Annotated in this window: 28 protein-coding genes; 3 read left to right on the top strand and 25 right to left on the bottom strand. The window is 44.1% G+C overall.

Translation table 11 applies throughout. From position 1 onward, the window contains the following. Positions 1–178: 178 nt before the first annotated feature. From tkt to ACE1CI_RS04250, 3 genes are all read right to left on the bottom strand, one after another. Entirely contained in the window at positions 179–2191 is a 2013-nt protein-coding gene (gene tkt, locus ACE1CI_RS04260; protein ID WP_413266334.1) for a transketolase, read from the bottom strand. 248 nt (positions 2192–2439) lie between these two features. Beyond that, complete coding sequence (gene fabF, locus ACE1CI_RS04255; RefSeq protein WP_413266335.1) at positions 2440–3696, bottom strand: beta-ketoacyl-ACP synthase II; 1257 nt, start codon at positions 3694–3696, stop codon at positions 2440–2442. Between the two features lie 155 nt (positions 3697–3851). After that, positions 3852–4103 (bottom strand): acyl carrier protein, encoded by a 252-nt coding sequence (locus ACE1CI_RS04250; protein WP_413266336.1) that lies wholly within the window; start codon positions 4101–4103, stop codon positions 3852–3854. 329 nt (positions 4104–4432) lie between these two features. Between ACE1CI_RS04250 and ACE1CI_RS04245 the strand changes: the two genes are divergently transcribed. Beyond that, positions 4433–5329 carry a CoB--CoM heterodisulfide reductase iron-sulfur subunit B family protein gene (locus tag ACE1CI_RS04245; RefSeq protein ID WP_413266337.1) on the top strand — a complete coding sequence of 299 codons (897 nt, stop codon included), beginning with the start codon at positions 4433–4435 and terminating at the stop codon, positions 5327–5329. 629 nt (positions 5330–5958) lie between these two features. Here ACE1CI_RS04245 and ACE1CI_RS04240 read toward each other — a convergent pair. The 5 genes from ACE1CI_RS04240 to ACE1CI_RS04220 form a co-directional block, all read right to left on the bottom strand. Continuing rightward, entirely contained in the window at positions 5959–6423 is a 465-nt protein-coding gene (locus tag ACE1CI_RS04240; RefSeq protein WP_413268234.1) for an Hsp20/alpha crystallin family protein, read from the bottom strand. A gap of 194 nt (positions 6424–6617) precedes the next feature. Continuing rightward, positions 6618–7658, bottom strand: coding sequence for a UDP-3-O-(3-hydroxymyristoyl)glucosamine N-acyltransferase (gene lpxD / locus ACE1CI_RS04235; RefSeq protein WP_413268235.1), 1041 nt, complete (start codon positions 7656–7658; stop codon positions 6618–6620). A gap of 75 nt (positions 7659–7733) precedes the next feature. Continuing rightward, on the bottom strand, positions 7734–8984 hold the full coding sequence (locus ACE1CI_RS04230) for a BaiN/RdsA family NAD(P)/FAD-dependent oxidoreductase (RefSeq protein WP_459564170.1): 1251 nt from the start codon (positions 8982–8984) through the stop codon (positions 7734–7736). After that, positions 8985–9149 (bottom strand): rubredoxin, encoded by a 165-nt coding sequence (rd, locus tag ACE1CI_RS04225; protein ID WP_413268237.1) that lies wholly within the window; start codon positions 9147–9149, stop codon positions 8985–8987. Between the two features lie 22 nt (positions 9150–9171). Further along, positions 9172–9366, bottom strand: a complete 195-nt coding sequence (locus ACE1CI_RS04220; protein WP_413268238.1) for a hypothetical protein — start codon at positions 9364–9366, stop codon at positions 9172–9174. Positions 9367–10097: 731 nt separating this feature from the next. Between ACE1CI_RS04220 and ACE1CI_RS04215 the strand changes: the two genes are divergently transcribed. Then, positions 10098–10670 carry an SRPBCC family protein gene (locus tag ACE1CI_RS04215; RefSeq protein WP_413268239.1) on the top strand — a complete coding sequence of 191 codons (573 nt, stop codon included), beginning with the start codon at positions 10098–10100 and terminating at the stop codon, positions 10668–10670. Positions 10671–10875: 205 nt separating this feature from the next. Here ACE1CI_RS04215 and prfA read toward each other — a convergent pair whose 3' ends face one another. Together prfA and rpmE are read right to left on the bottom strand one after the other, a co-directional pair. Continuing rightward, positions 10876–11970, bottom strand: a complete 1095-nt coding sequence (gene prfA / locus ACE1CI_RS04210) for a peptide chain release factor 1 (protein ID WP_413268240.1) — start codon at positions 11968–11970, stop codon at positions 10876–10878. Positions 11971–12075: 105 nt separating this feature from the next. Beyond that, on the bottom strand, positions 12076–12336 hold the full coding sequence (gene rpmE / locus ACE1CI_RS04205; RefSeq protein ID WP_413268241.1) for a 50S ribosomal protein L31: 261 nt from the start codon (positions 12334–12336) through the stop codon (positions 12076–12078). 248 nt (positions 12337–12584) lie between these two features. On the opposite strand from rpmE, the gene ACE1CI_RS04200 reads away from it, so the two are divergent. Further along, positions 12585–13949 carry an RNA-guided endonuclease InsQ/TnpB family protein gene (locus ACE1CI_RS04200; RefSeq protein WP_413268242.1) on the top strand — a complete coding sequence of 455 codons (1365 nt, stop codon included), beginning with the start codon at positions 12585–12587 and terminating at the stop codon, positions 13947–13949. A gap of 1 nt (position 13950) precedes the next feature. Here the strand turns inward: ACE1CI_RS04200 and rpsI are convergent, their stop codons facing one another. The 15 genes from rpsI to rplF all read right to left on the bottom strand — a co-directional run bounded on the left by rpsI (position 13951) and on the right by rplF (position 23164). Continuing rightward, the gene (gene rpsI / locus ACE1CI_RS04195; RefSeq protein WP_413268243.1) at positions 13951–14382 is read right to left on the bottom strand and encodes a 30S ribosomal protein S9; all 432 of its coding nucleotides are present in this window, start codon (positions 14380–14382) and stop codon (positions 13951–13953) included. Then, positions 14382–14834, bottom strand: coding sequence for a 50S ribosomal protein L13 (gene rplM / locus ACE1CI_RS04190; RefSeq protein ID WP_413268244.1), 453 nt, complete (start codon positions 14832–14834; stop codon positions 14382–14384). Before rplM ends, rpsI begins: the two co-directional genes overlap by 1 nt. 146 nt (positions 14835–14980) lie before the next feature. Next, positions 14981–15889 (bottom strand): tRNA pseudouridine(38-40) synthase TruA, encoded by a 909-nt coding sequence (gene truA, locus ACE1CI_RS04185; protein WP_413268245.1) that lies wholly within the window; start codon positions 15887–15889, stop codon positions 14981–14983. Positions 15890–15922: 33 nt separating this feature from the next. Further along, positions 15923–16273: a 50S ribosomal protein L17 gene (gene rplQ / locus ACE1CI_RS04180; RefSeq protein ID WP_413268246.1), complete on the bottom strand. Its 351-nt coding sequence runs from the start codon at positions 16271–16273 to the stop codon at positions 15923–15925. 110 nt (positions 16274–16383) lie between these two features. Then, positions 16384–17334, bottom strand: coding sequence for a DNA-directed RNA polymerase subunit alpha (locus ACE1CI_RS04175; RefSeq protein ID WP_413268247.1), 951 nt, complete (start codon positions 17332–17334; stop codon positions 16384–16386). A gap of 169 nt (positions 17335–17503) precedes the next feature. Further along, entirely contained in the window at positions 17504–17902 is a 399-nt protein-coding gene (gene rpsK / locus ACE1CI_RS04170) for a 30S ribosomal protein S11 (protein ID WP_413268248.1), read from the bottom strand. A 79-nt stretch (positions 17903–17981) separates the two neighbouring features. Then, entirely contained in the window at positions 17982–18365 is a 384-nt protein-coding gene (gene rpsM / locus ACE1CI_RS04165; protein WP_413268249.1) for a 30S ribosomal protein S13, read from the bottom strand. A 79-nt stretch (positions 18366–18444) separates the two neighbouring features. Continuing rightward, entirely contained in the window at positions 18445–18558 is a 114-nt protein-coding gene (gene rpmJ / locus ACE1CI_RS04160) for a 50S ribosomal protein L36 (protein ID WP_071782548.1), read from the bottom strand. 123 nt (positions 18559–18681) lie between these two features. After that, a complete protein-coding gene (gene infA / locus ACE1CI_RS04155; protein WP_006276978.1) occupies positions 18682–18906 on the bottom strand; it encodes a translation initiation factor IF-1 in 225 nt (74 codons plus the stop codon). 203 nt (positions 18907–19109) lie between these two features. Continuing rightward, a complete protein-coding gene (locus ACE1CI_RS04150) occupies positions 19110–19670 on the bottom strand; it encodes an adenylate kinase (RefSeq protein ID WP_413268250.1) in 561 nt (186 codons plus the stop codon). Positions 19671–19675: 5 nt separating this feature from the next. Continuing rightward, the gene (gene secY / locus ACE1CI_RS04145) at positions 19676–20980 is read right to left on the bottom strand and encodes a preprotein translocase subunit SecY (RefSeq protein ID WP_413268302.1); all 1305 of its coding nucleotides are present in this window, start codon (positions 20978–20980) and stop codon (positions 19676–19678) included. A gap of 71 nt (positions 20981–21051) precedes the next feature. Further along, positions 21052–21510 carry a 50S ribosomal protein L15 gene (gene rplO / locus ACE1CI_RS04140; RefSeq protein ID WP_413268251.1) on the bottom strand — a complete coding sequence of 153 codons (459 nt, stop codon included), beginning with the start codon at positions 21508–21510 and terminating at the stop codon, positions 21052–21054. Between the two features lie 111 nt (positions 21511–21621). Then, positions 21622–22158: a 30S ribosomal protein S5 gene (rpsE, locus tag ACE1CI_RS04135; protein WP_413268252.1), complete on the bottom strand. Its 537-nt coding sequence runs from the start codon at positions 22156–22158 to the stop codon at positions 21622–21624. 98 nt (positions 22159–22256) lie between these two features. Beyond that, positions 22257–22619, bottom strand: coding sequence for a 50S ribosomal protein L18 (rplR, locus tag ACE1CI_RS04130; protein WP_413268253.1), 363 nt, complete (start codon positions 22617–22619; stop codon positions 22257–22259). Then, positions 22616–23164: a 50S ribosomal protein L6 gene (gene rplF / locus ACE1CI_RS04125; RefSeq protein WP_413268254.1), complete on the bottom strand. Its 549-nt coding sequence runs from the start codon at positions 23162–23164 to the stop codon at positions 22616–22618. Before rplF ends, rplR begins: the two co-directional genes overlap by 4 nt. Positions 23165–23295: the final 131 nt, after the last annotated feature.

Raw genomic sequence — 23295 nt, 5'->3', positions numbered from 1 at the left:
AGAGTCAGTGATAGTACCTGCTTGCTTGATAAATATCTATAAATAAATTTACTAAATATTCAAATATCTTTGGAATTCTGTCCTAACAAAGGCTAATCTAGCTAGCGAAATTTGACTCAATGAAAAAAGGGTAAGTATTTAACTTACCCTTGAAGAAACTGTTTAGTTTGCTTGAGTATTAACCCAACAATGCTTGAGCTTTAGCTAATACATTGTCAACGCTAAAGCCAAACTTCTCCATACAAACGCCACCGGGAGCAGAAGCACCAAAGCGATCGATACTAACTGTATCGCCTTCAGTTCCCACATACTTATGCCAACCGAAACTAGCGCCAGCTTCTACAGACAAACGCTTAGTAACAGCTTTTGGTAGCACAGATTCTTTGTAAGCAGCATCTTGCGCTTCAAATAACTCCCAAGAAGCTAGGGAAACAACCCGAACTTTCTTACCTTCTGCGGTGAGTTTTTCCGCAGCAGTGACACAGAGGCTAAGTTCTGAACCAGTACCAATTAAGATGATTTCAGGTGTACCTTCGCAATCAACTACGATGTAACCACCCTTGGTAACGCCTTCGATCGAAGTACCTGCTAAGTTGGGAACGTTTTGACGGGTGAATGCTAATAGAGTAGGTTCGTTTTTCTTGGCTTTTTCGATCGCTACTTTATAAGCGCCAGAAGTTTCGTTACCATCAGCGGGACGAATCACTGTTAAGTTAGGAATTGCCCGCAGAGAAGCTAAAGTTTCGATCGGTTGGTGAGTTGGGCCATCTTCACCTTGTCCCACTGAATCGTGAGTCATTACCCAAATCACGCCAGCATCAGACAGCGCAGATAAGCGGATTGCCGCCCGCATATAATCTGTGAAGATCAAGAAGGTAGCACCGTAGGGAATTAATCCTGAATGATGCAACGCCATACCATTACAAATTGCGCCCATGCCATGTTCCCGCACCCCAAAGTGGATGTTACGGTTTTCGTAATGCCCTTTCTGAAACTCACCAATACCTTTAAGTTCAGTCAGGTTGGAGTGAGTCAAGTCAGCAGAACCGCCAATTAACTCAGGCAAAACTGGTGCTAATTTGTTCAGGCAGGTTTCTGAATGCTTCCGGGTAGGTAGACCTTTATCTTCGGGGGTGTAAGTCGGCAACACTTTATCCCAACCATCAGGCAATGCACCGCTCAAGAAACGTTCAAATTCAGCTGCTTCTTGGGCATACTTAGCTTTGTATTCGCCAAAAGCCTTGTTCCACTCTTCTTCATAACCTGCGCCGCGTTCTACTGCTTTGCGGGTATGCTTGAGTACATCTTCTGGGATGTCGAAGGGTTCGTATTGCCAGCCCAAATTATCACGGGTCAATTTTACTTCGTCGTTACCTAAAGCTGCGCCGTGAACGCCTGCGGTGTTTTGCTTGTTGGGGGAACCATAACCAATGGTGGTTGTCACCTTAATCATGGTTGGTTTGTCGGTGACAGCTTTAGCTTCTTCAATGGCTTTAGCAATTCCTTCTAAGTCGGTGTTACCGTTTTCGACGTGGAGGACGTGCCAACCGTAAGCTTCAAACCGTTTGGAAACATCTTCGGTGAATGCTACATCTGTAGAACCATCGATCGAGATGTGGTTGTCATCATACAGAGCGATTAGTTTACCTAATCCCAGGTGTCCCGCAAAAGAACAAGCTTCGCCGGAAACGCCTTCCATGTTGCAACCATCACCGAGAATTACATAAGTATAGTGGTCAACAATTTTGGCATCGGGTTTGTTGAATTTGGCGGCGAGGTGGGCTTCAGCCATTGCTAATCCAACGCCATTGGCAATTCCTTGTCCGAGTGGCCCGGTAGTAACTTCTACGCCTGGGGTAACGAAGTTTTCAGGGTGTCCGGGAGTTTTGGAACCCCACTGCCGGAATTGCTTGATATCCTCAATGGAAACGCTATCGTAACCCATGAGGTAAAGCAGGGCGTACTGTAACATGGAGCCGTGACCTGCGGAGAGGACGAAGCGATCGCGGTTAAACCACTTCGGATTTTTTGGGTTATACCGCATAAAGCGATCCCAGAGCACAAATGCCATTGGCGCTGCGCCCATTGGCAGTCCTGGATGTCCAGAATTTGCTTTTTGTACCGCATCTACTGCGAGAAAGCGGATAGCGTTAATACAAAGTTCCTCTAGGGATTGAGTTGCAACTGCCATAATCTTTTCTTCTTAACGACGATCGGAAACTTGGTCGGTGTACTAAATTTTGGCGCTCTGGATCGCCCAAAACACTATCACCCATCATCCCATTTGCGGGATCGATGGGCAAGTATTTTTGCCTAATAATTTGGTAATTGGTGAGCGGTAAATAATTTGTCTCCCTCTACCTTACCAATTACCTTGTACGGGCGGGTTTAGTAGAAAAACTGTGGTCATAGCAAAAGAATTAACAGTAAAACCCGCCCCTACGAAGCAACGTACTTTTTGAAGGCTAATGTGACGTTATGACCCCCAAACCCAAAAGAGTTGGAGAGGGCAACATCCACTTTTTGAGCGCGACTTTGATTTGGGACATAATCTAAATCGCATTCGGGATCGGGGTTTTCTAAATTGATCGTGGGTGGAACTTGATCGTTAGCCACTGCCATTGCCGCTGCTACAGCTTCAATGCCACCGGAACCGCCCAGCAAATGACCCGTCATCGATTTTGTGGAACTAATCGCTACTTGATAAGCGCTTTCGCCCAAAGCTGTTTTAATTGCTTTCGTTTCGTTGGAGTCATTAGCGGGTGTACTGGTGCCGTGAGCATTAATGTAGCTAATTTGGTTTGGAGTTAAACCAGCATCTTTTAAGCATAGCTGCATTGCTCTAGCGGCTCCTTCTCCCCCAGGGACTGGGGAAGTCATGTGGTAGGCATCACAAGTCATGCCATAGCCAACGATTTCGGCGTAAATTTTGGCTCCTCGGCTGAGGGCGTGTTCCAGTTCTTCTAAAATCAGGATGCCTGTACCTTCGCCCATGACAAAGCCATCACGATCTCGATCGAACGGACGAGAAGCATGAGCCGGATCGTCATTTCTGGTGGATAATGCCCTCGCTGAGGCAAAACCCGCAAATGACAAAGGCGTAACAGCTGCTTCTGTCCCACCGCAAATCATCGCTTGGGCATAACCTCTTTGAACTAGGCGAAACGCATCTCCGATCGAATTTGAACCAGAGGCACAAGCAGTTACAGAGCAAGAGTTTGGCCCTTTTGCCCCTGTATGAATTGCCGTTAACCCCGCAGCCATGTTAGCAATCATCATCGGAATCATAAACGGGCTACAGCGATCGGGGCCACGATTTAAGAGGATTGTTTGCTGATCTTCCAATACTTTCAGACCACCAATCCCTGTACCGATGATTACCCCCACCTGTTCTGCGTTCAGTTCGTTAATGACAAACTGCGCGTCTTTTAAAGCCTGTTTGCTGGCTGCAACCGCAAACTGGGCAAATCTATCCATGCGTTTGGCATCTTTGCGATCCAGATAGTCGTGGGGGTCAAATCCTTTTACCTCGCCAGCGATACGGCAATCATGCTTAGACGCATCGAATAAAGTGATTGGCCCTATGCCGTTGCGTCCGCTCAATAACCCTTCCCAATACTCACTTAAGGTATTGCCGATCGGTGTAATCGCTCCCAGGCCAGTAACAACAACGCGCTTTTGCTCAAAATCTGTCATGATTCATCTATTAACTTGGGTTTCCCTGCCCAGAACGCAGAACAAAATAAACAATGGATAATCTGTGAGAGTTTAGGAAATTAGACAGGCGCGATCGTGCTACACATCACTTAGCGATCGCTTTTCTCCTTCAAAAAGCCTCTCCACAAGGTTTCTTATGCTGATGCCGCAACTTTGTCGTTGATGTATTCTACCGCTTGTTGCACGGTTAGAATCTTTTCTGCGGCATCGTCGGGAATTTCAATATCAAACTCTTCTTCTAGGGCCATAACTAATTCCACTGTATCTAGGGAATCTGCTCCTAGATCGTCAGCAAAGTTAGCTTCTGGTTTTACTGCGTCGGCTTCAACGCCTAATTGCTCTACCACAATGCCTTTTACTTTATCGAAAATTTCCTGTTCGCTCATAGCTCTTCCTTATCGCGGTTGCTAGAACTGCCTTTCCAATCAAGATTGTTCTAAGCATTTTTTAATCTTATCTGATATGGTGATCCCTCTATCATGTCAATAGCCAATTTTCTGATTGACACCCAAAATATTTTGCTGTGGTCAGTCCCGATCTTGGCTGAGGCTGACGCTGGGACTCTTGGGACTCTTGGGACAAGGATTGCGATCGTGGCAATGAAAATTTTCCTATCTAGCAAACTCCTGTAACCGCCCAAAACCCCTAAAAGCGCCATCATTAGGATAGGAACTACTATCCGGTTCTTGGTTACTTCACCAATATTACTTGACAAATGACTCTTAGATATGCTTACTTTCCCGGTTGTGTTGCCCAAGGTGCTTGCCGGGAATTATACCAATCAACAGCGGCTCTTACGAAAGCTTTAGGGATCGAATTAATTGAGCTAAAAAAAGCCTCTTGCTGTGGTTCGGGCACTTTTAAAGAAGAATCTCGCTTGTTGGAAGATACTGTTAATGCCCGGAACATTGCTTTAGCAGAGGAGTTAAACTTACCTTTACTCACCCATTGCAGCACTTGTCAAGGTGTAATCGGTCATGTGGATGAACGATTAAAAGAAGCGCAGCAAACTAACCCAGCTTACCTAGAAGAAATTAACGGACTTCTGCAAAAAGAAGGTTGTTCACCTTATCACGGTAATACTACGGTTAAACATCTGCTGTGGGCATTAGTCGGAGATTTTGGATTAGAGGAACTGCAAAAGCGAGTTGTTCTCAAACTGAGTGGTCTGAAATGCGCCGCTTTTTATGGATGCTACTTACTCAGGGCGCAAAAGTCTATACCTTTTGACGATCCTCACCAGCCGGAATCAATGGAAAATGTATTCCGGGCTTTAGGGGCGACTCCTGTTTATTATCGGGGTAGAACTCAATGTTGTGGTTGGCCTCTTTCTAGTTATGCTACTACCCAATCTTTTCAAATGGCCGGAAAACAAATTCAAGATGCAATAGCAGCTGGTGCAGATTGTTTGGTAACTCCTTGTCCTTTGTGTCACTTAAATTTGGATTCCCGTCAACCAGAAGTAGAAAAGGTAATTGAACAAAACTTAGGTTTGCCAGTGCTACATTTGCCCCAGTTGATTGCTTTAGCTGTGGGTGTGGAACCGAAACAACTGGGTTTAGATAGACATATTGTTTCTACTCGTCCCATACTGGAAAAGTTAGGCTGGTAAAAACTTAGGTTTGTTGTAGCGACTTTAGTCGTCTACAGGTTTGTTGTAGCGACTTTAGTCGTCTACAGGTTTGTTGTAGCGACTTTAGTCGTCTACAGGTTTGTTGTAGCGACTTTAGTCGTCTACAGGTTTGTTGTAGCGACTTTAGTCGTCTACAGGTTTGTTGTAGCGACTTTAGTCGTCTACAGGTTTGTTGTAGCGACTTTAGTCGTCTACAGGTTTGTTGTAGCGACTTTAGTCGTCTACAGGTTTGTTGTAGCGACTTTAGTCGTCTACAGGTTTGTTGTAGCGACTTTAGTCGTCTACAGGTTTGTTGTAGCGACTTTAGTCGTCTACAGGTTTGTTGTAGCGACTTTAGTCGTCTACAGGTTTGTTGTAGCGACTTTAGTCGTCTACAGGTTTGTTGTAGCGACTTTAGTCGTCTACAGGTTTGTTGTAGCGACTTTAGTCGTCTACAGGTTTGTTGTAGCGACTTTAGTCGTCTACTTCCAAATAGAAGGACTGAAGTCCTCACAACGAACGAGTTAATAACTATAAAATAAACCCTGAATAATTGCAGCTATTTCGTCAATTACTCAGGGTTTAAAAGTTAAGTTATGAATTCACTTTTAATATTTCGATCGCTCAAATTATGAACCGGAAATTTGCGGTTGTTCGTCGGTGAGGTTGACTTTGAAGACTTTGCGGCGTAGTTCTTCCGCTTTGGGCAGAGTTAAAGTCAAAATACCATTCTTAAACTCAGCTTTGACTTGTTCGTTTTCTACATGAACTGGTAGTTGTACTAGGCGTTGAAACTTACCATAACGGAGTTCAGAATGATATACACCTTTGTCTTCTGTCCGTTTTTCCGAGTGATGTTCACCAGAAATGGATACGGCTTCTCTGGTTACTTCAATGTTCAAATCTTTGGCTTCTACACCAGGAATTTCTGCTCTTAAGATTAGCTGATTTTGCTCATCTTTGAGTTCTATCGCTGGTGTCCAATTAGTATTTCCTGGTTGCTGATTAATTTCCAGAAGTTCATCAAACATCCGATCCATTTGACGACGGAGGGATTCCATTTCAGAGAATGGTTGCCAACGTACTATTCTCATAGATAACGCTCCTTTTATCAACTTCTTGGGAAATAGAGTTAGATATTTTTTCAACCTCAGTTAAAGAGCTAGGTTCAAGTTTTGTGGTTGTTCTTCCTGGCATCTTTAACTTACAAATATATAGTGCCCCAAGTCAGAGAAATTGTTAGGTCGGGAAACCCTACTAAGTTAGTACATTTTTCCGATAATGGGGGCTACTTTTCATTAGTATGACGTTTCATTTGTCTAAAGAATTGGTACATTTCTGGTAAGCGGCTGTAGATGGCAGAAGCTTTGAGAAAGATTTTGTGAGAAACAGCAGGAATACCGGAGACAATTGTCCCAGGTTCTACATCATTATGAATGCCTGATTTGGCAGTGGCGATCGCACCATCCCCAATCACAGCTTGATTAGCAATTCCTACTTGTCCAGCTAATAAGACATTGTTGCCAACTTTCACTCCTCCAGCTAATCCTACTTGTGCTGCTAAGGCACAATTGGCACCTATTTGGCAACCATGACCAATATGTACTAAGTTGTCAAGTTTGGTGTTTTGGGCAATGCGAGTTTCTCCGACAGCTGGACGATCGATCGTACTATTACAACCAATTTCTACGCCATCTTCTAATACAGTGCAACCAGATTGTTCCATTTTGAACCAACCAGATTTAGTGGGTACAAAACCGAACCCTTCGGCACCAATTACTGCGCCACTATGAATCACACAATTTGCGCCGATGATAGTGCGTTCATGAATGGTACAGTTGGCGTGGAGAGTGGTACGATCGCCAATTTCTGCACGGGGATAAATCACTACATTGGGATGAATACAAACTTCATTACCGAGTTTTACGCCCGCCTGAATTACTACATTTGGGCCTACATAAATATCTCTACCAATCTCCACTGAGGGATGAATTACCGCTGAGGTATGAATCCCAACATCGGGACGAAAAGGTTTATAAAATAAGGCGATCGCTTTGGCAAATAATAATCTGGGTTCAGCATCAGCTAACCAAGCAATTCCTCTTTCTATTGCTTCTGAGTGCAACTGTTCATCTGGCGGCAAAATCAAGGCGCTAGCGGTCGTTTTGTTCACCATCGCGGCAAACTTTCCCCCTTCTATATAACTCAAAGTGCCTGGAGGTGCGTTATCGATCGGGGCTAAACCAGTAATTTCTGGATCGATGTCGTCGTGTGATGTCAAGCTATGAAAAGGTACGTCTAGTTTTTGGACAATTTCGCTGAATTTCATGGTCTTTAAATATTTGATTGAACCGCTGACGGCGTAGAGAACACAGAGAAAAATGAAAAGCGAAAGGCAAAATTTCTAACTTCCCATTGCTTGACCAGCTAACCAAGCGGTTGTCCATGCACTCTGAAAATTAAATCCGCCAGTTACTCCATCAATATCTAAAATTTCTCCCGCAAAGTAAAGCCCCGGAGAACACTTACTTTCCATCGTTTTAAAATTTACTTCTTTTAAGTCCACGCCACCGCAGGTAACGAATTCTTCCTTAAAAACCCCTTTGCCGCTAATCTGGTATTCGCCTTGAGTAATTTCCTGGATTAATTGATTTAGCATTTTATTGGAAAGTCCTGCCCATCGATCTTCAGAGGCAATATTGACACGGGCAATTAGATATTCCCACAAACGTCTGGGGACCAGAAGTGGACAAGTTGTGGAAATTTGCCGTTGTGGTAATTGCGATCGGACAGCTAACAATTGTTTGCGTAAAAATTCGGGGTTGGAATCAGGAACCCAATTAATTAGTAAAGTTGCTTGGTAGTGATTTTCGTGTAAAATTCGGGCACCCCAAGCAGAAAGTTTTAAAATTGCTGGGCCACTTAAACCCCAATGAGTAATTAATATTGCACCTGTTTGTTCAAAGTGGGTTTTGCCTGCTATTTGTAAGCGTAATTTAACTTTTTCAGCGCTGACTCCGGCTAATTCTGTTAATTGTCGATCGGGAACGTTAAAAGTAAATAAAGATGGGACTGGTGGCGCAATTTGATGACCTAATGCTTTGGCAAATTGGTATCCTGAAGGGTTGCTACCGGAAGCTAGGAGAAGACGATCGCAAATTATCACCTCGCCATCTTTCAACCGCACTTCAAATTTGTTTAATTCTCCTGCAATTTTCCCAACTGAGGAGACTCTGACTTTTGTTCGCAGTTCTATTCCTAAATTTTTCGCTGTTTTGAGTAGGCAGTTGGCGATCGTTGCTGAATCATCAGTTACGGGAAACATTCTCCCATCTGACTCTGTTTTGAGTTCCACACCTTGCGCCGCTAACCAAGCTACCATATCCTTTGGTTGAAATCGGCAAAAAGCACCCCGCAAAGCTTTGCCGCCTCTGGGATAATACTGAACTAACTCCACAGGTTCAAAGCAAGCATGAGTCACGTTACATCTTCCCCCACCGGAAATCCGCACTTTGGTTAAGGGTTCATGACTCGCTTCTAAAATGGTAATTTCTGTATCAGGATGAGTTTGGGCGCAGGCGATCGCACCAAAAAATCCTGCCGCCCCACCACCGATAACTACAATTTTTATTGGTTTTACACTCAAGTTAATCAACTACTCGTCGTAGGGTTCAAAGTCGTCTTTTGTTGCCCCACAAACAGGGCAAATCCAATCTTCGGGAATATCTTCAAAGGCTGTACCTGGTGGAATATCGCTATCAGGATCGCCTTGTTCGGGATCGTAGATATAGCCGCAGACGGTACAAATATACTTTTCCATTTTGCTATCTCCTCACAAGGTTTTACCAGACCGTTTCTTGCAGATAGCTGAGGATGCCTGCAATTATACAAAACAGTATTAATACCCAAATTATGCCACCTGGAAGAAAACTGAGGATACCTATGCCTCGGAGTACCCAAACAACCAAGGTAATACCGAGAATTAAGCCAAAAATCGAGATAAATCTCCAATTCCCCGGATTCGGTGTTCTAGCCACAATCTTTTTTCCGAAATTCGTCTTTATTATGCCACAGGGATTTCACAATCAGTAGATCGCAAAGTTATTGATGAAAGTAGGGTATGGGGAATAGGGGTTAGGGGTTGGGTGTTAGGGAAAAAGAATTAGGTGTTGAGTGTTGGGGGTTGGGTGAAAGAGAGGGGTTAGGTGTTAGGGGTTGGGGGTTGGGGAAATTTTCTTCTTCTTCCCTATCACCTACCCCCTGACCCCTATCCCCTAAAGTTTCCCTATCACCTAACACCTGACCCCTAACCCCTAAAGATTCCCCATCCCCTACCACCTGACCCCTATCACCTAAAGATACCCTAACCCCTAACCCCTAACCCCTACCCCCTGCCTTTAAAGATCGCTTTTCGGTCTACTGACAATGGTTATTCTTCGGGTTGCTTACTACTAGCGAAATTGCCTTGTGGTTCAGAGTTACGGTAAATACATAGCAGGCAGGAGAAAAATCTTTGCGAGCTCCAAGTTTTCCCTGAGAGCGATTTTGAGTTTAAACGACCGAATTTGGAGATTAATTCCGTAATTTGCCCATCTCATTTCCCTAAAAGCCAAAAATTTGGAAAATCTTTATTGTAACTTTGCAGTTTCTTCAACTGATATGGGTATTTTAGTAAATAGGCAGGGAAGAACACCTAAGTTTTAAATTTTTTAGGGAACTTCGAGCCTTGGACTGTATTCCCTATTAGTAATAAGTTGTTTAAGCGATAATGACTACACTTTGTATATCCGAACCTTCTGTGAGTGTAAAAGACGTGGTGTGGAATCAACAACAACAGAAAGCGTTGCTGTCTGGGGAAGTTTTGCTGGAAACTAGAAATCACTCAGCTTGGGGTGGTGCTTGTACAGCTTCGATGTACTTGCCTTGTCAGCGATCGCACGCTTGGCAACAGTTAACTGATTATCCCCGTTGGGTACATTACTTCCCAGACTTAATCCGCAGCGAAGTCATCCACAGAGGAGATAGTCTCACTGGTAAAGGCAAGCGTCTTTATCAGATTGGTCGCAAAGCTTTCTTAATGTTTTCTGCTGAAGTAGAAATCTACCTAAAAGTGATAGAAGTATTACAGCAGCAAATTCAATTCCGTATGGAAAAAGGCAGTTTTAATGACTTTACTGCCGATTTAAAATTACAAGATTGGAGTAATGGGACTTTGCTTACCTATAGCGTCCAAGCAACCCCTACTATTCCTGTACCTTCACTTTTTATTCAACAAGCAATGCTCTTAGATTTACCAGCTAATATGCGAAAGATGCGTCAAGTTATTTGTGCTGCTACTTAAAAGTTGTTCCGATCGATCGCTTCTGTCACAAATTCTGTTTATTTAAACTTAAAAATGGCAATGCGGAAGAGTTAAAATCATAACCCTTCCGCATTAATGTTATTAGGACTGACACAAAACCCCTATTTGTAGGGTGCGTTAACGCCAGTGTAACGCACCATCCCACCATATTTAGTTGCGTAAGTCCTGGTTATTTTTTATTCCCTTATGAACTAGCAGCCGTTAATTCTGCTAAACGTTGCTGTTGATCTTGAGAAATACAAGCTTGGATAGCGTCTTCGATATCCCCTTCCAGAAAGCTGTTTAGAGAAAAGTTGTGGTTCAGGCGATGGTCAGTCACCCGGTTATCTTTGTAATTGTAGGTGCGAATTTTTTCCGATCGCGAACCAGTACCAACCTGCTTCAAGCGCATCGAAGAGACTTCCTCTTGCTGTTTCCGCAGTTCCATTTCATAAAGCCGAGCCCGCAAGATTTGCATCGCCCGTTCTTTGTTTTGCAGCTGGCTGCGTTCTTGAGTACAAAAAATCCGAATTCCCGTAGGCTTGTGGAACAAGTCAGCGGCTGTTTCCACCTTGTTCACGTTTTGTCCACCAGCACCACCAGACCTCGCTGTAGTCAGTACAATATCCTTCGGATCGATATGTACTTCCACATCATCCACTTCAGGCATTATCGCAACAGTAGCTGTAGAAGTGTGAACTCTCCCACCAGCTTCAGTTACAGGTACTCTTTGGACTCGGTGAACTCCCGCTTCAAATTTCAGCTTACTGTAAACTTGGTCGCCCTGAATTTCCAAAACGACTTCTTTAAAACCGCCCATTTCCGCCAGGGATTCACTGAGCATTTTTACTTGCCAGCCTTGACCTTCCGCGTAGCGCGAATACATCCGCACTAAGTCACCAGCCCAAATACTAGCTTCATCACCTCCTGTTCCCGCCCGAATTTCTAACATGATATTTTTGTCATCGTTAGGATCGCGGGGGAGAAGCAGGATCGTTAGTCTTGTTTCCAGTTGTTCTATTTTCTCTTCTAGTTCTTTTACTTCCAAAGCGGCGATTTCTTGTAATTCTGCGTCGCCGTTGGCTTCTTTAAGAACTTGTTTAGCACCGACTAACTCTTCTTGAGCAGTTTTCCACTTTTCATAAGTGTTCACCACTTCTTCCAAAGAAGAACGAGCTTTAGCCACTTTTTGATATTCTGTAGGATCGCTCGCTACATCGGGATCTGCCAGTCGTCGGTTTAGTTCGTTGAAAGTTTGTTCAACAGAGTTAAGTTTATCGAGCAGGTAAGATTCAGCCATAGTCAGTTGCCAGTTGTTGTCATTTGTTAGCGAATTAACAGTTGAAAGGTAGGTTGTTAGTAGAGAAGGCTACAAACAACGGACTACCGACATACGACTAGCCTGCTACTTTCTCTTTTTGCCACCGCCTCTCTGAGGTTGTGCTTGTCCTTCTTCGCCTTCCAACATTCCATATTTACGGAGGAAGCGCTCGACTCGTCCTTCAGTGTCGATAATCTTTTGTGTACCAGTGTAGTAAGGATGGTTGCCTGACCAAACATCAACGTGAAGTTCTGGTTTGGTAGAACCAACGGTCATCACTACTTGACCGTTACAGTAAACTTTTGCTTCTGGATACCATGTGGGGTGAATATCAGGTTTTGCCATTTTGCTTTTTCCTCAAGATCTTGTGTTCGCAGGGTTTTTGTTATGTGTCATTTGTCATAAGTCATTTGTTAACCTATTTACGAATGACCAATGACCAATTGACCAATAACCATTTTAACGGAAATGTCGCGAAATTCCCCATCCGTCTATAGGGTGGGGATGGATAGCGACCAACAAATAAATCGCGTAGCGTCCGCATAATTCCAAATTGTGTAGTAATATTTTAGAGGATTTGGTAACAAAAAACAATGGCAATCAGACGCATTACTTTTAGAATTTATCCAACCAAGACTCAGGAAAGAGTGTTGTTTGGTGCGCGTCGATTGCATTGTTATTTGTACAACGCTTGTATAGCAAATCGTCGCTATGAGTGGAAGGCGAATAAGCGCAATGTTTCCTACTTTGAACAGCAGAATTGTTTACCAGAGTTTAAGAAGGAATGGCCGGAGTTTGCTGCTCTCCATTCTCAGACATTGCAAGCCACAGTAAAACGAGTTGACTTAGCTTACGGCGGATTTTTTCAAGGGATACGCGAACTACCAAAATTCAAGTCGATCCGGGATTATTCAGGATGGTGTTATCCAGCAAAATCGGGATGGAAAATTAATAACAATGGTAAACATGGTCGCTTAATACTCAACGATTTAGGAATTGACCTAAAACTAAGAGGAAAAGCTTCATGTTGGGGAACACTCACAACTTTAAGCATTGTTTATCGACCAAGCCGGAATCAATGGTTTGCTTCAATTACTGTTGATGTGACCATCGCAGAATGCAAGTTTGGTTCAGAGTCAGACCTGAGTTATGAATCAATAGTCGCTTTTGATTTAGGGACTCAAACGGCACTAACTTTGTATGACGGCAAGGAATTTACCGAACTAGAAAATCCCAGATTCACCAAGAAAGCAGAAGCTAAAATTAAGCAGAAATCTAAGGCTTTGCGAAGGAAGCGTGCGCCGAACCGAACCACAAAGATTCAGGGTTCTAGACGTTGGAAAAAAGCGAGAAAACAAATCTCTAAACTCCAACGAAAAGTAGCGAATCAACGGAGAGATTGGCAGCATAAGGTTACATCAGATATTGCTAGTCGTTATGACATCGGTGTGACAGAGCAGCTTAATACCAAAAATATGACTCGCCAAGCCAAAAAAAGTAGCAAAAGGAAAAAACAGAAAGCTGGATTAAATAAATCAATCCTGTCTGTTGGTTTTGGTGTTCTCAATCAAATGTTGACTTACAAAATTGAGCAGAAAGGCGGCTTGATGTTGATGCTACCAACAAAACAAATAAAACCATCACAGAGATGTCCGAATTGTGGGGCAGTCCATCAAGAATGGGCTGATTTATCAAATCGCTATCACATTTGTAGTGATTGCGGTTTTGAGATTCCTCGCGATCGAGGTTCTGTGATGGTTTTTTATCATGTTGCGACCAATCAGCAACCGGAGTTGGGAACCAACTTCGTAGACTGCCGATGTTCTAGCTCTACTACATCGAACAGTAAGCGCAAGCATACTGGTTCAATGCAGCAACTAGGGCAGTTGAAGCGTCAAAAATCTTGCCGTGAGACGGATGGGATTTTAGAAACCCCGTCCGTCCATACGGCGGGGTAGTTCATCGCTTGGAGTACTGAGGTGCTTTGCGAGCTTTGTGTAAGCCGTATTTCTTCCGTTCTTTGGCTCTGGGATCGCGGGTGAGATACCCTTCAGTTTTTAAGGGTTTCCGGTTTTCTGGGTCTAGTTGACAGAGTGCTCTAGCTACGCCTAAACGGATAGCATCAGCTTGTCCTGCTACTCCACCACCTTCAGCTTTCACGATGACATCGTAATCGTTTTCTAGTCCCAAGGTTTCTAGGGGTGCTTTGGCGACGATCAGGAAAGCGGGGTTGAATTGAAGATATAAGTCTCCAGATTTGCCGTTGATGGTCATTTGACCGCTACCGGGTACTAGACGAACTCTGGCGATCGCAGATTTCCGCCGACCTGTTCCCCAGTACATGACGCGATCGTTGTTGACGATGCGATCGCTTTGTTCTACTGCTTGCATTATTCTTCTCCTCCGGGAATGGTACTAACTTTAACTTCTTGGGGTTTTTGTGCTTGATGCGGGTGATCGGGGCCTTTATAAACTTTTAGCTTAGTAAATAAGCTTCTGCCTAAAGAGTTTTTGGGCAACATTCCCTTAACAGCTTGTTCGATAATTCTTTCGGGAACCCGTTGTTGTAATTGAGCGAAAGATTCAGTCTTCATTCCACCAGGTCTACCAGAGTGACGGTGGTAAGTTTTTTGGCTGCGTTTTTTGCCTGTAACTTGGACTTTTTCAGCGTTAACCACAATTACAAAGCCACCTGTATCCAGGTGTGGGGTATATTGTGGGAGATTTTTGCCTCTGAGAATGACAGCAATTTCACTTGCTAGTCTTCCCAGACGTTGGTCAGCAGCATCGATCAGATACCACTGGCGCTCAGTATTTTGTGGGGGTAAGTAGGTTTTGTTCATCTTTCTTATGATTGACCTGGGAAATTTTAGATTTTAGATTTTAGATTTTAGATTTTTAGATTTGGGATTTTTAGATTGCTGAATCTATTTTGAAATGAAAAGAGTTGTTTCAATTAATCACAAATCGAAAATCGAAAATCGAAAATCTAAAATAGGGATGTTTGTTGCCAGAAAGTAAATTTAGGTTGATTATCAAACCAAACTTCTGGGGGAAAGGGAAATTCGGGATAACCAACGCGCAGCAAACACAGTCCGTTAGGGGGTGCTGCATATTTCACTTCTTCGCGACGTTGGTTGACCCAAAGTTGGGTAAACTCGGCTGGCGATCGCTCTCCTTTACCCACCTGCACTAACAGTCCCACCAGTAGTCGCACCATGCCATACAAAAAGCCATTTGCCTGAATTTCTATATGGATGAATGCGCCTTTGCGATCCGTGCTATCGCACACGCTGGCGCGAACGCATTTTGCCGCTTGAACTTCCACCCAAGAGTGAGCGCGACCGGAGTTAGAACGATGGAAAGCTGTCAAATCATGCTTTCCAATCATTGGATCTAGGGCGGCTTGCATCTTGGTTGAGTCTAGTGGCGCATAATAATAATGCCAAGCAAAGGGTCTGACAAACAAGTTTGGTTGGCTATCTGTATATATGGTGTACCGATAACGTCGCCAAAGGGCTGAAAAGCGAGCGTGCCATCTAGAATCTACTTGGGCTGATGCCAGTACTAATATATCTTTAGGCAGTTGAGTATTGAGAACTGTAGCCCATTTTTCAGGAGGGATCGAACCTGTAGTTTCAAAGTGAGCTACTTGAGCAGCTGCATGAACACCAGCATCCGTTCTTCCAGCACCGTAAAGGGTGACTGGTCGTTTTTCGATGCAAGCGAGTACTTTTTCGATCTCTTCTTGTACCGTGCGTTGTCCTTTTTGTCTTTGCCAACCGTGAAAATGAGTGCCAAGGTATTGAATTACCAAGGCAACTCGCCGTGATGATTTGAGATTTTTTAGATTCCCGACTTCTTGAAGAAGTCGGGAATCTAGCTCTGGATTAGTCATAGTCAATCTAAAATCTCACAAATCCAAATCGGCTCACACTAGCTCAATAATTGCCATTTCTGCGTTATCGCCGCGACGGTTTACTGTCCGCAGGATGCGAGTATAGCCACCTTGACGATTGCTGTACCGTTCTCCGACTTGTTCAAATAAGGCGTGAACTAGTTGTTTATCGTAGAGGTAGCCCATTGCTTGACGACGAGCAGATAAGGAACCATCTTTGGCTAAGGTGATGATATGATCGGCTTCCGATCGCACAGCCTTGGCTCTAGTAACCGTAGTTTCAATCCGACCATGACGTAACAATTGGGTTGTCAGCGCTCTTAACAGCGCTTTTCGCTGGTCTGCTGGCTTACTTAATTGTGGGATACGACGACCGTGACGCATAAGTTTTCCTTGTCTATCTTGAAAAAAGTTTTGAGTTTTGAGTTTTGAATTTTGAGTTTTGAATTAACTGAATAACTTAAAACTCATCACTCATAACTTAAAACTATTTATTAGGCGTTAGGTTTGGCAGATTTCTCTTTTGGCAAAGTGATCCCTAAGCGTTTTTGTAAAGCTTCGATCACTTCTTCGGCTGATTTCTGACCAAAGTTTTTGATTTCCAGTAAATCTTCCTGGGTGTAATCCAGTAGGTCTGCTACTGAGTTAATTTGTGCCCGTTTTAAACAGTTGTATGCCCGAACTGAGAGGTGCAATTCTTCGATCGGAATTTGGCTGGTCGGGTCTTGTTCGTCTGATGGTTCGGGACCGATCGCATGAGTACTAATATCAGTTAGCGGCTGGAATAAATCCACTAACAGATTTGCCGCTTGCGACAATGCTTCTTGGGGACTAATGCTACCATTCGTCCAAATTTCCATCAGCAGACGGTCTTTTTCTTGGGAACCGTCAGCCCGCACTTCTTCAACGCTGTAGTTTACCTTACGAACTGGCATAAATACTGCGTCGATTTGGAGGAAATCCAAAGCAGCGGATTCGTCATGTCCCCGGTCTACGGAACGATAACCCTTTCCGGTTTCCATCCGAAATTCGATTTCTAATTTGGCTCCTGGTGACAGTGTTGCGACATATTGACTGGGGTCTACTACCTCCACCTCGGAAGGTAAGTCAAATTGGGAGGCAATCACTGTTCCGGGACCTGTTGCCACTAGGCGACCAATTTGCGGGCCAGAAGCATGACTTTTGAAGACTATTTCTTTCATGTTTAAAAGAATCTCCAGCACGTCTTCCCGCACTCCTGGAATTGTGGCAAACTCGTGATTAACTCCGGCGATGCGGACGGCTGTAACGGCTGTTCCTGGTAAATTGGACAGTAGTACTCGCCTTAATGCGTTGCCAACAGTGGTTCCTTGACCTCTTTCCAGTGGCTCTAGGACAAATTTGCTGTATTGACCCCGATTTTTCTCAATGTTAGACTCGACACATTCAATGTGAAACTGCGCCACTTCGTCTCCCCCGTTCTTCCTAGCTCCATTGGCAGGCGGCTAAAAGCTGCCTACCCGATTTACTTTTAGCTGAATTGTCCAGATGCTTACCCAGCAAAATACTCACCCTTGTTAATGGTGAGAAGACCTAATATTCCTCTGCACACCCTCTTTAAAAACAGTCCCTTGTCTACACGCGGCGACGTTTGGGTGGGCGACAGCCGTTGTGAGGAATGGGAGTAATATCTCGAATCAGGGTAATTTCTAATCCTGCGCCTTGAAGTGCTCTGATTGCGGTTTCCCGACCTGCACCGGGTCCGCTCACCATGACTTCGATTTGCCGCATTCCTTGATCGATCGCCCGTCTAGCCGCACCTTCCGCCGCAGTTTGAGCAGCAAAAGGAGTACCTTTTTTCGCTCCCTTAAATCCACTCGAACCTGCGGAGGCCCAAGAGATCACGTCTCCACCTTGATCGCTAATGGTGACGATCGTATTGTTAAAAGTTGACTGAATGTAAGCTACACCATTGGGTACGTTGCGTTTTTGCTTTTTCGTCCCTGGTTTTCTTGCTGTTTGTTGTCGCGCCATATCGCTCTATCGCTGGGTTTTAACTTTACTTGTTGGTTGTAATATTCTGGGATTCTGTATAGGGTTACTACCCAAAGTCTTACTTCTTAGCTGGTGCTTTCTTCTTACCTGCTACAGTTAAACGTCTACCGCGACGAGTCCGAGCGTTGGTACGAGTTCTTTGTCCCCGCACTGGTAATCCGCTACGATGACGACGACCGCGATAACTAGCAATGTCAATCAGGCGCTTGATGTTCATTGCTTCCCAGCGCCTGAGATCTCCTTCTACTTGATAGTTACTTTCTACTGAGGCTCGCAGTGCTGCGACTTCAGCATCAGTAAGATCTTTTACACGAGTGTCGGGATTAATCTCAGTCTCGGCGAGAATTTCTTTAGACCTAGTTAACCCGATTCCATAAATGTAGGTCAGACCAATTTCTACCCGCTTGTCACGCGGAAGGTCTACCCCGGCAATTCTAGCCACGCTTGCTTCCCCCTAATCTTTGATGGTTGCTACAAAAGTTTTCTAGAACTAAAATGCTCTTAAATAGATCCTGCTTTAATTAACCTTGGCGTTGTTTGTGCTTCGGGTTGGAGCAGATGACCATAACTCTACCGCGTCTACGGATTACGCGGCATTTTTCACAGATTTTGCGAACTGATGCTCTAACTTTCATGCCTTTTTTGGCTTCTGACTACAAACTAAATATTATATCATTTCCTATTTTATTTGTCAGTCTAGTAACGTCTAAGTTAGAGTTAACTGATTACTGACTTGAGAGGCTTTGATCAATTTATTCTTACTTTTTACGTAAGCGATAAGTAATCCGACCTTTGGTTAAGTCGTAGGGAGTTAGCTCTACTTTGACGCGATCGCCTGGTAAGATTTTGATGTAATTACGGCGAATCTTCCCGGAAATATGGGCTAAAACATTAAACCCATTATCCAGGTCTACCCTGAACATGGCATTAGGTAATGATTCAGTTACGGTTCCTTCCATCTCAATTAAGTCTTGTTTAGACAATTGTTTTTTTCCTCAATTCGACAATTTATATGATTGAAACTGCGATCGGATGATTTTTCTTGGGCGACACAGGGCGAACCCTAGCACATTTTAACATAACTTAGCAAATTTCCTGGTTGCTCTTCACCTGACGATACCAGGGAGAGATTTTTGAATGGGTTGGTTGAGAACCCATTCAATTTATCAGGGAAAAAGCATGATTGCTAGCAACTCAAATCGACAGCTTTTTTCAAAGAAGCTGTAACTTCTTCCATCGACTGATTACCTTGAACAGAGACAAGTAGCTGACGCTGGCTATAGTAATCAATTAAAGGAGCGGTTTGTTCGCGATAAACTTCCAAACGACGACGAATTACTTCTTCGCTATCATCTTTTCTACCGCGTTTGAGCAACCGATCGACGATGATTTGATCTGGGACTTCTAGGTTGATTACGCGATCGCATTTTTGCTGTAATTTCGTAAGCAGTTCATCCAAAAACTTAGCTTGAGCCACATTGCGAGGAAACCCATCTAAGATCCAACCTGACTGAGCATCAGACTCAGATAATCTATGGCTTACCATATCCAAAATCAGTTGGTCTGGAACAAGTTCGCCCTTTTCTTGATATGACTTAGCTTGGATGCCTAAATCAGTACCTTGAGCCACCTCATTGCGTAAAATATCCCCAGTAGAAATATGGGGAATATTGCATAACTGGGCTACTTTTTGTGCTTGAGTTCCCTTACCCGCCCCAGGCGCTCCCAGAAAAATCAATCGCGTCACTGCCACTACTCTTTCACCATTCCTTCATATCGTTGAGAAATTACATAAGTCTGGATTTGTTTTGACGTATCGATCGCCACACCAACCAGAATCAACAGAGAAGTTGCGCCCAACCCTCTAAAAGTTCCCACAGTAGCACTTTCCACTGCTGTAGGGATAATTGCCACCATACCCAAGAAAACCGCACCTAAAAAAGTCAAACGGTTGAGAACTCTTTCCACATATTCGCTAGTAGCTTTACCAGGACGAATACCGGGAATACTAGAACCCATTTTCTTGAGGTTTTGTGCCAAATCTACTGGGTTGACAATCAAAGTAGAGTAGAAATAGCTAAAGAAAAGAATCAACACCAAATAAGTAATCACATAAACTGGACTACTAGGATTCAGATAAGTCGCTGCTATTCTATTTAAAGTTTCATTTTGGACAAAGTTTCCCAAAGAAGCAGGTAAAAATAGTACAGCAGAGGCAAAGATAATTGGCATCACTCCGCCTTGATTCAAACGCAAAGGCAAGTAACTGCTTTTTTCCAAATACATCTTGCGTCCAACTTGGCGACGTGCAGAAATAATCGGAATCCGGCGACTACCTTCTTGGACAAAAACAATCCCGACGATCATCACCAGGAATACAACCAAGAGAATGATTACCTTACCGATAATTTCTCTACCGCCTGTTTGAGCCAAATCAATGGTAGCGGCGAAAGACTTTGGTACAACTGCCACAATATTTAGAAAAATCAGCAGAGAAGCGCCATTACCAAGTCCACGCTCTGTAATCACTTCAGATACCCACATCACAAACATAGAGCCTGCGGTGAGAGCGATAACGGTTTTGGCATAGAACCAAAATCCGGGATTGCCTCCTTCTGCAAACGGGCTGACCCAAATAGAAATGCCGATACTTTGAATTACAGCCCATACCAGAGCTACATAGCGTGTCCACTGGGAAATCTTCCGGCGACCTGCTTCCCCTTCATTTTTCTGGAGATTTTCTAAAGAAGGAAGGGCGGCGGTGAGTAGCTGCAAGATAATCGAAGCATTAATGAAAGGCAGAATACCCAAGGCAAAAATACCCAAGGCAACGATACCGCCTCCAGAGAACAAATCCAACAAGCCAACTAAGGGGCTATTTTGCACTTGCGCTCTAAATGCTTCGCGATTAATTCCTGGTACTGGTAAGAAAACGCCCAATCTTACCAAAATTAACAGTCCTAGAGTGACAAGCAGCCTACCGCGAAGTCCGGCTGCTTGGGCCATTTGAGCGAATGTCTCCTGAGCCGTGGGAGCTTTTTCTCGACTGATCATAATTTCCGGTTTACCTCTTGGCGATCGCCTAGCGTGTGACGAGCATTGTATCCTGGCAATAGCTAGGTCTTAGGTTAACCTCTGGTCTTCTCTACCACTTCACAAGTGCCACCTGCGGCTTCAATTTTGCTGCGGGCTCCAGCTGTAAAAGCTGCGGCTGTTACTCGCAAAGCTACGTTTAACTCTCCATCTCCCAAGAGTTTGAGTGGCCCATTGTTACCTGTGATGATACCAGCTTCTATGAGCGAATCCAGGGTTACTTCAGTGTTAGCTGGGAGGGATGCCAGTTTACTTACATTGATCGTAGTGTACTGGCGAGGATTAATTACCGTAAAGTGCTTTAACTTGGGTAAACGGCGATACAGGGGTTGTTGTCCACCTTCAAATCCGGGTCTAGTGCTGCCACCAGAACGAGCTTTTTGACCGCGCATCCCTTTACCAGCGCTAGCACCTTGTCCAGCAGAAACACCCCGACCTAGACGGCGACGGCGTTTTTTTGAGCCTTCTTTAGGCAGAGCATCATTTAGTCTCATAGTCTTTTTTCCTTAGTTTTTTAGTCATTTGTCATTTGTTATTTGTCATTTGTCATTTGTAGAAATGAGATTGATTCTTTTATCCAATGACTAATGACTCATGACCAATAACTAACCGAAAATATTTTCTAGTGGGATTCCCCGGTCTTCAGCTACTTCTGTAAAAGTTCTCAGGGTTTCTAGGGCGTTAACGGTAGCTCTGGCGTTATTCAGAGGGTTGCTAGAGCCGAGTTGTTTGGCTAGAATGTTGCGGACTCCGGCTAATTCCAACACGGTACGGACTGCGCCACCTGCGATTACCCCTGTACCTGGGGCTGCTGGACGCATCATCACTTTGGCTCCGCCGCCTTTGCCTTTGATGGGGTGAGGAATGGAATTAGACTTGGTGAGGGGAATATCAATTAAGTGTTTTTTCCCATCAGCTACGCCTTTTCTAACTGCGCCGATTACGTCGCTAGCTTTGCCAACTCCGACTCCGACTTGACCGCGTTCGTTGCCTACGACTACGATCGCACGGAAGCTAAGTTTTTTCCCACCCTTAACTACTTTGCTGACCCGACGGATTTGAATCACCCGTTCTTGCCAGGTAGTCTCTTTTTCTTTAGTGCGGCTGCCTTTTTTACCGCGACCTTTCTCTTTTTCTGCCATATTTTTTCCTTGATTGTTTGTTATTTGTCATTTGTCACTTGTTATAAGTCATTTGTTGTTTCTTTCACAGATGACCAATGACCAATGACTAATGACAATTAAAAATCTAATCCAGCTTCACGGGCTGCGTCAGCTAGAGCTTTAATCCGACCGTGATAAATATTACCACCCCGGTCAAAGACAACTTTTTGAATGCCTTTTTCTAGAGAACGCTGGGCGATTAATTTACCTACTTCGGTGGAAGCTGCACAAGTAGATTTGGAGTCCAAACTTTCTCTTAAGGATGGTTCTACTGTAGAAGCAGCAACTAAGGTGTGATGTTGAGTATCGTCGATTACCTGAGCATAAATATGCTCGTGGGAACGAAACACTGCCAATCTGGGACGTTCCGGCGTACCAAAAACCTTGCGACGAATCCGGCGATGGCGATTTTCTTTTGATTCTCTGCGAGTAAGCTTCATTTCTTCCCTGCCTTACCAGCTTTACCAGCTTTGCGTCTGACTACTTCTCCGGCATAGCGAATGCCTTTGCCTTTGTAAACTTCTGGTGGGCGGACGGCACGAATTTTAGCTGCCAGATTACCCACTAGTTCTTTGTCGATGCCACTAACTGTGACGTTTACGTTACCTTCCACTGCCATTTGGATGCCGGGTGGTGGTTCAATTTTGACTTCGTGGCTGTAGCCGACAACTAAAACCAAATTGCCAGCATCTACTCTAGCCCGATAACCAACCCCTTGAATTTCTAAACGGCGTTGGAATCCATTGGAAACACCTTCTACCATGTTGGCGACTAAGGTGCGAGATAAACCGTGTAGCTGACGGAGTGTGCGGGAGTCGTTGTCCCGCAGCACGTTTAAGGTTTCTCCCTCTTGCTGCACGATGATTCCTTGGGGGAGAACTCTAGATAATTCTCCTTTTGGCCCTTTGACGGCAATTTTTTGGTCTTCAATTGCCACTGTAACCTTATTAGGTACGCTAATAGGACGCTTACCAATCCGAGACATGACAAATTTTTCCTCTGTGATTTATCACTTGTCTTATGTCTTATGTCTTATGTCATTTGTCATTTGTAGGAGTTCTCTATAACTAGTCGGGAAAGCGAATCTTAGTTAACTATTAACTAATGACCAAATGA

Source organism: Floridaenema flaviceps BLCC-F50 (genome assembly GCF_041929275.2).
GTDB classification, from domain to species: Bacteria; Cyanobacteriota; Cyanobacteriia; order Cyanobacteriales; family Aerosakkonemataceae; genus Floridanema; species Floridanema flaviceps.
Note: the sequence above shows the minus strand (reverse complement) of the source record. Positions and strands in the feature narration are given on the sequence as shown.

Bases quoted from the DNA above. Each gene is read 5' to 3' on its own strand.
- ACE1CI_RS04250 (WP_413266336.1), bottom strand. From the start codon at position 4,103: ATGAGCGAACAGGAAATTTTCGATAAAGTAAAAGGCATTGTGGTAGAG.
- lpxD (WP_413268235.1), bottom strand. From the start codon at position 7,658: ATGAAATTCAGCGAAATTGTCCAAAAACTAGACGTACCTTTTCATAGC.
- truA (WP_413268245.1), bottom strand. From the start codon at position 15,889: ATGACTAATCCAGAGCTAGATTCCCGACTTCTTCAAGAAGTCGGGAAT.
- ACE1CI_RS04245 (WP_413266337.1), top strand. From the start codon at position 4,433: ATGACTCTTAGATATGCTTACTTTCCCGGTTGTGTTGCCCAAGGTGCT.
- rplF (WP_413268254.1), bottom strand. From the start codon at position 23,164: ATGTCTCGGATTGGTAAGCGTCCTATTAGCGTACCTAATAAGGTTACA.
- rplO (WP_413268251.1), bottom strand. From the start codon at position 21,510: ATGAGACTAAATGATGCTCTGCCTAAAGAAGGCTCAAAAAAACGCCGT.
- rpsK (WP_413268248.1), bottom strand. From the start codon at position 17,902: ATGGCGCGACAACAAACAGCAAGAAAACCAGGGACGAAAAAGCAAAAA.
- tkt (WP_413266334.1), bottom strand. From the start codon at position 2,191: ATGGCAGTTGCAACTCAATCCCTAGAGGAACTTTGTATTAACGCTATC.
- rpmJ (WP_071782548.1), bottom strand. From the start codon at position 18,558: ATGAAAGTTAGAGCATCAGTTCGCAAAATCTGTGAAAAATGCCGCGTA.
- fabF (WP_413266335.1), bottom strand. From the start codon at position 3,696: ATGACAGATTTTGAGCAAAAGCGCGTTGTTGTTACTGGCCTGGGAGCG.
- rpsE (WP_413268252.1), bottom strand. From the start codon at position 22,158: ATGGCAGAAAAAGAGAAAGGTCGCGGTAAAAAAGGCAGCCGCACTAAA.
- prfA (WP_413268240.1), bottom strand. From the start codon at position 11,970: ATGGCTGAATCTTACCTGCTCGATAAACTTAACTCTGTTGAACAAACT.
- ACE1CI_RS04200 (WP_413268242.1), top strand. From the start codon at position 12,585: ATGGCAATCAGACGCATTACTTTTAGAATTTATCCAACCAAGACTCAG.
- rpsI (WP_413268243.1), bottom strand. From the start codon at position 14,382: ATGCAAGCAGTAGAACAAAGCGATCGCATCGTCAACAACGATCGCGTC.
- rplR (WP_413268253.1), bottom strand. From the start codon at position 22,619: ATGAAGCTTACTCGCAGAGAATCAAAAGAAAATCGCCATCGCCGGATT.
- rplQ (WP_413268246.1), bottom strand. From the start codon at position 16,273: ATGCGTCACGGTCGTCGTATCCCACAATTAAGTAAGCCAGCAGACCAG.
- rpmE (WP_413268241.1), bottom strand. From the start codon at position 12,336: ATGGCAAAACCTGATATTCACCCCACATGGTATCCAGAAGCAAAAGTT.
- ACE1CI_RS04215 (WP_413268239.1), top strand. From the start codon at position 10,098: ATGACTACACTTTGTATATCCGAACCTTCTGTGAGTGTAAAAGACGTG.
- rplM (WP_413268244.1), bottom strand. From the start codon at position 14,834: ATGAACAAAACCTACTTACCCCCACAAAATACTGAGCGCCAGTGGTAT.
- rd (WP_413268237.1), bottom strand. From the start codon at position 9,149: ATGGAAAAGTATATTTGTACCGTCTGCGGCTATATCTACGATCCCGAA.
- ACE1CI_RS04240 (WP_413268234.1), bottom strand. From the start codon at position 6,423: ATGAGAATAGTACGTTGGCAACCATTCTCTGAAATGGAATCCCTCCGT.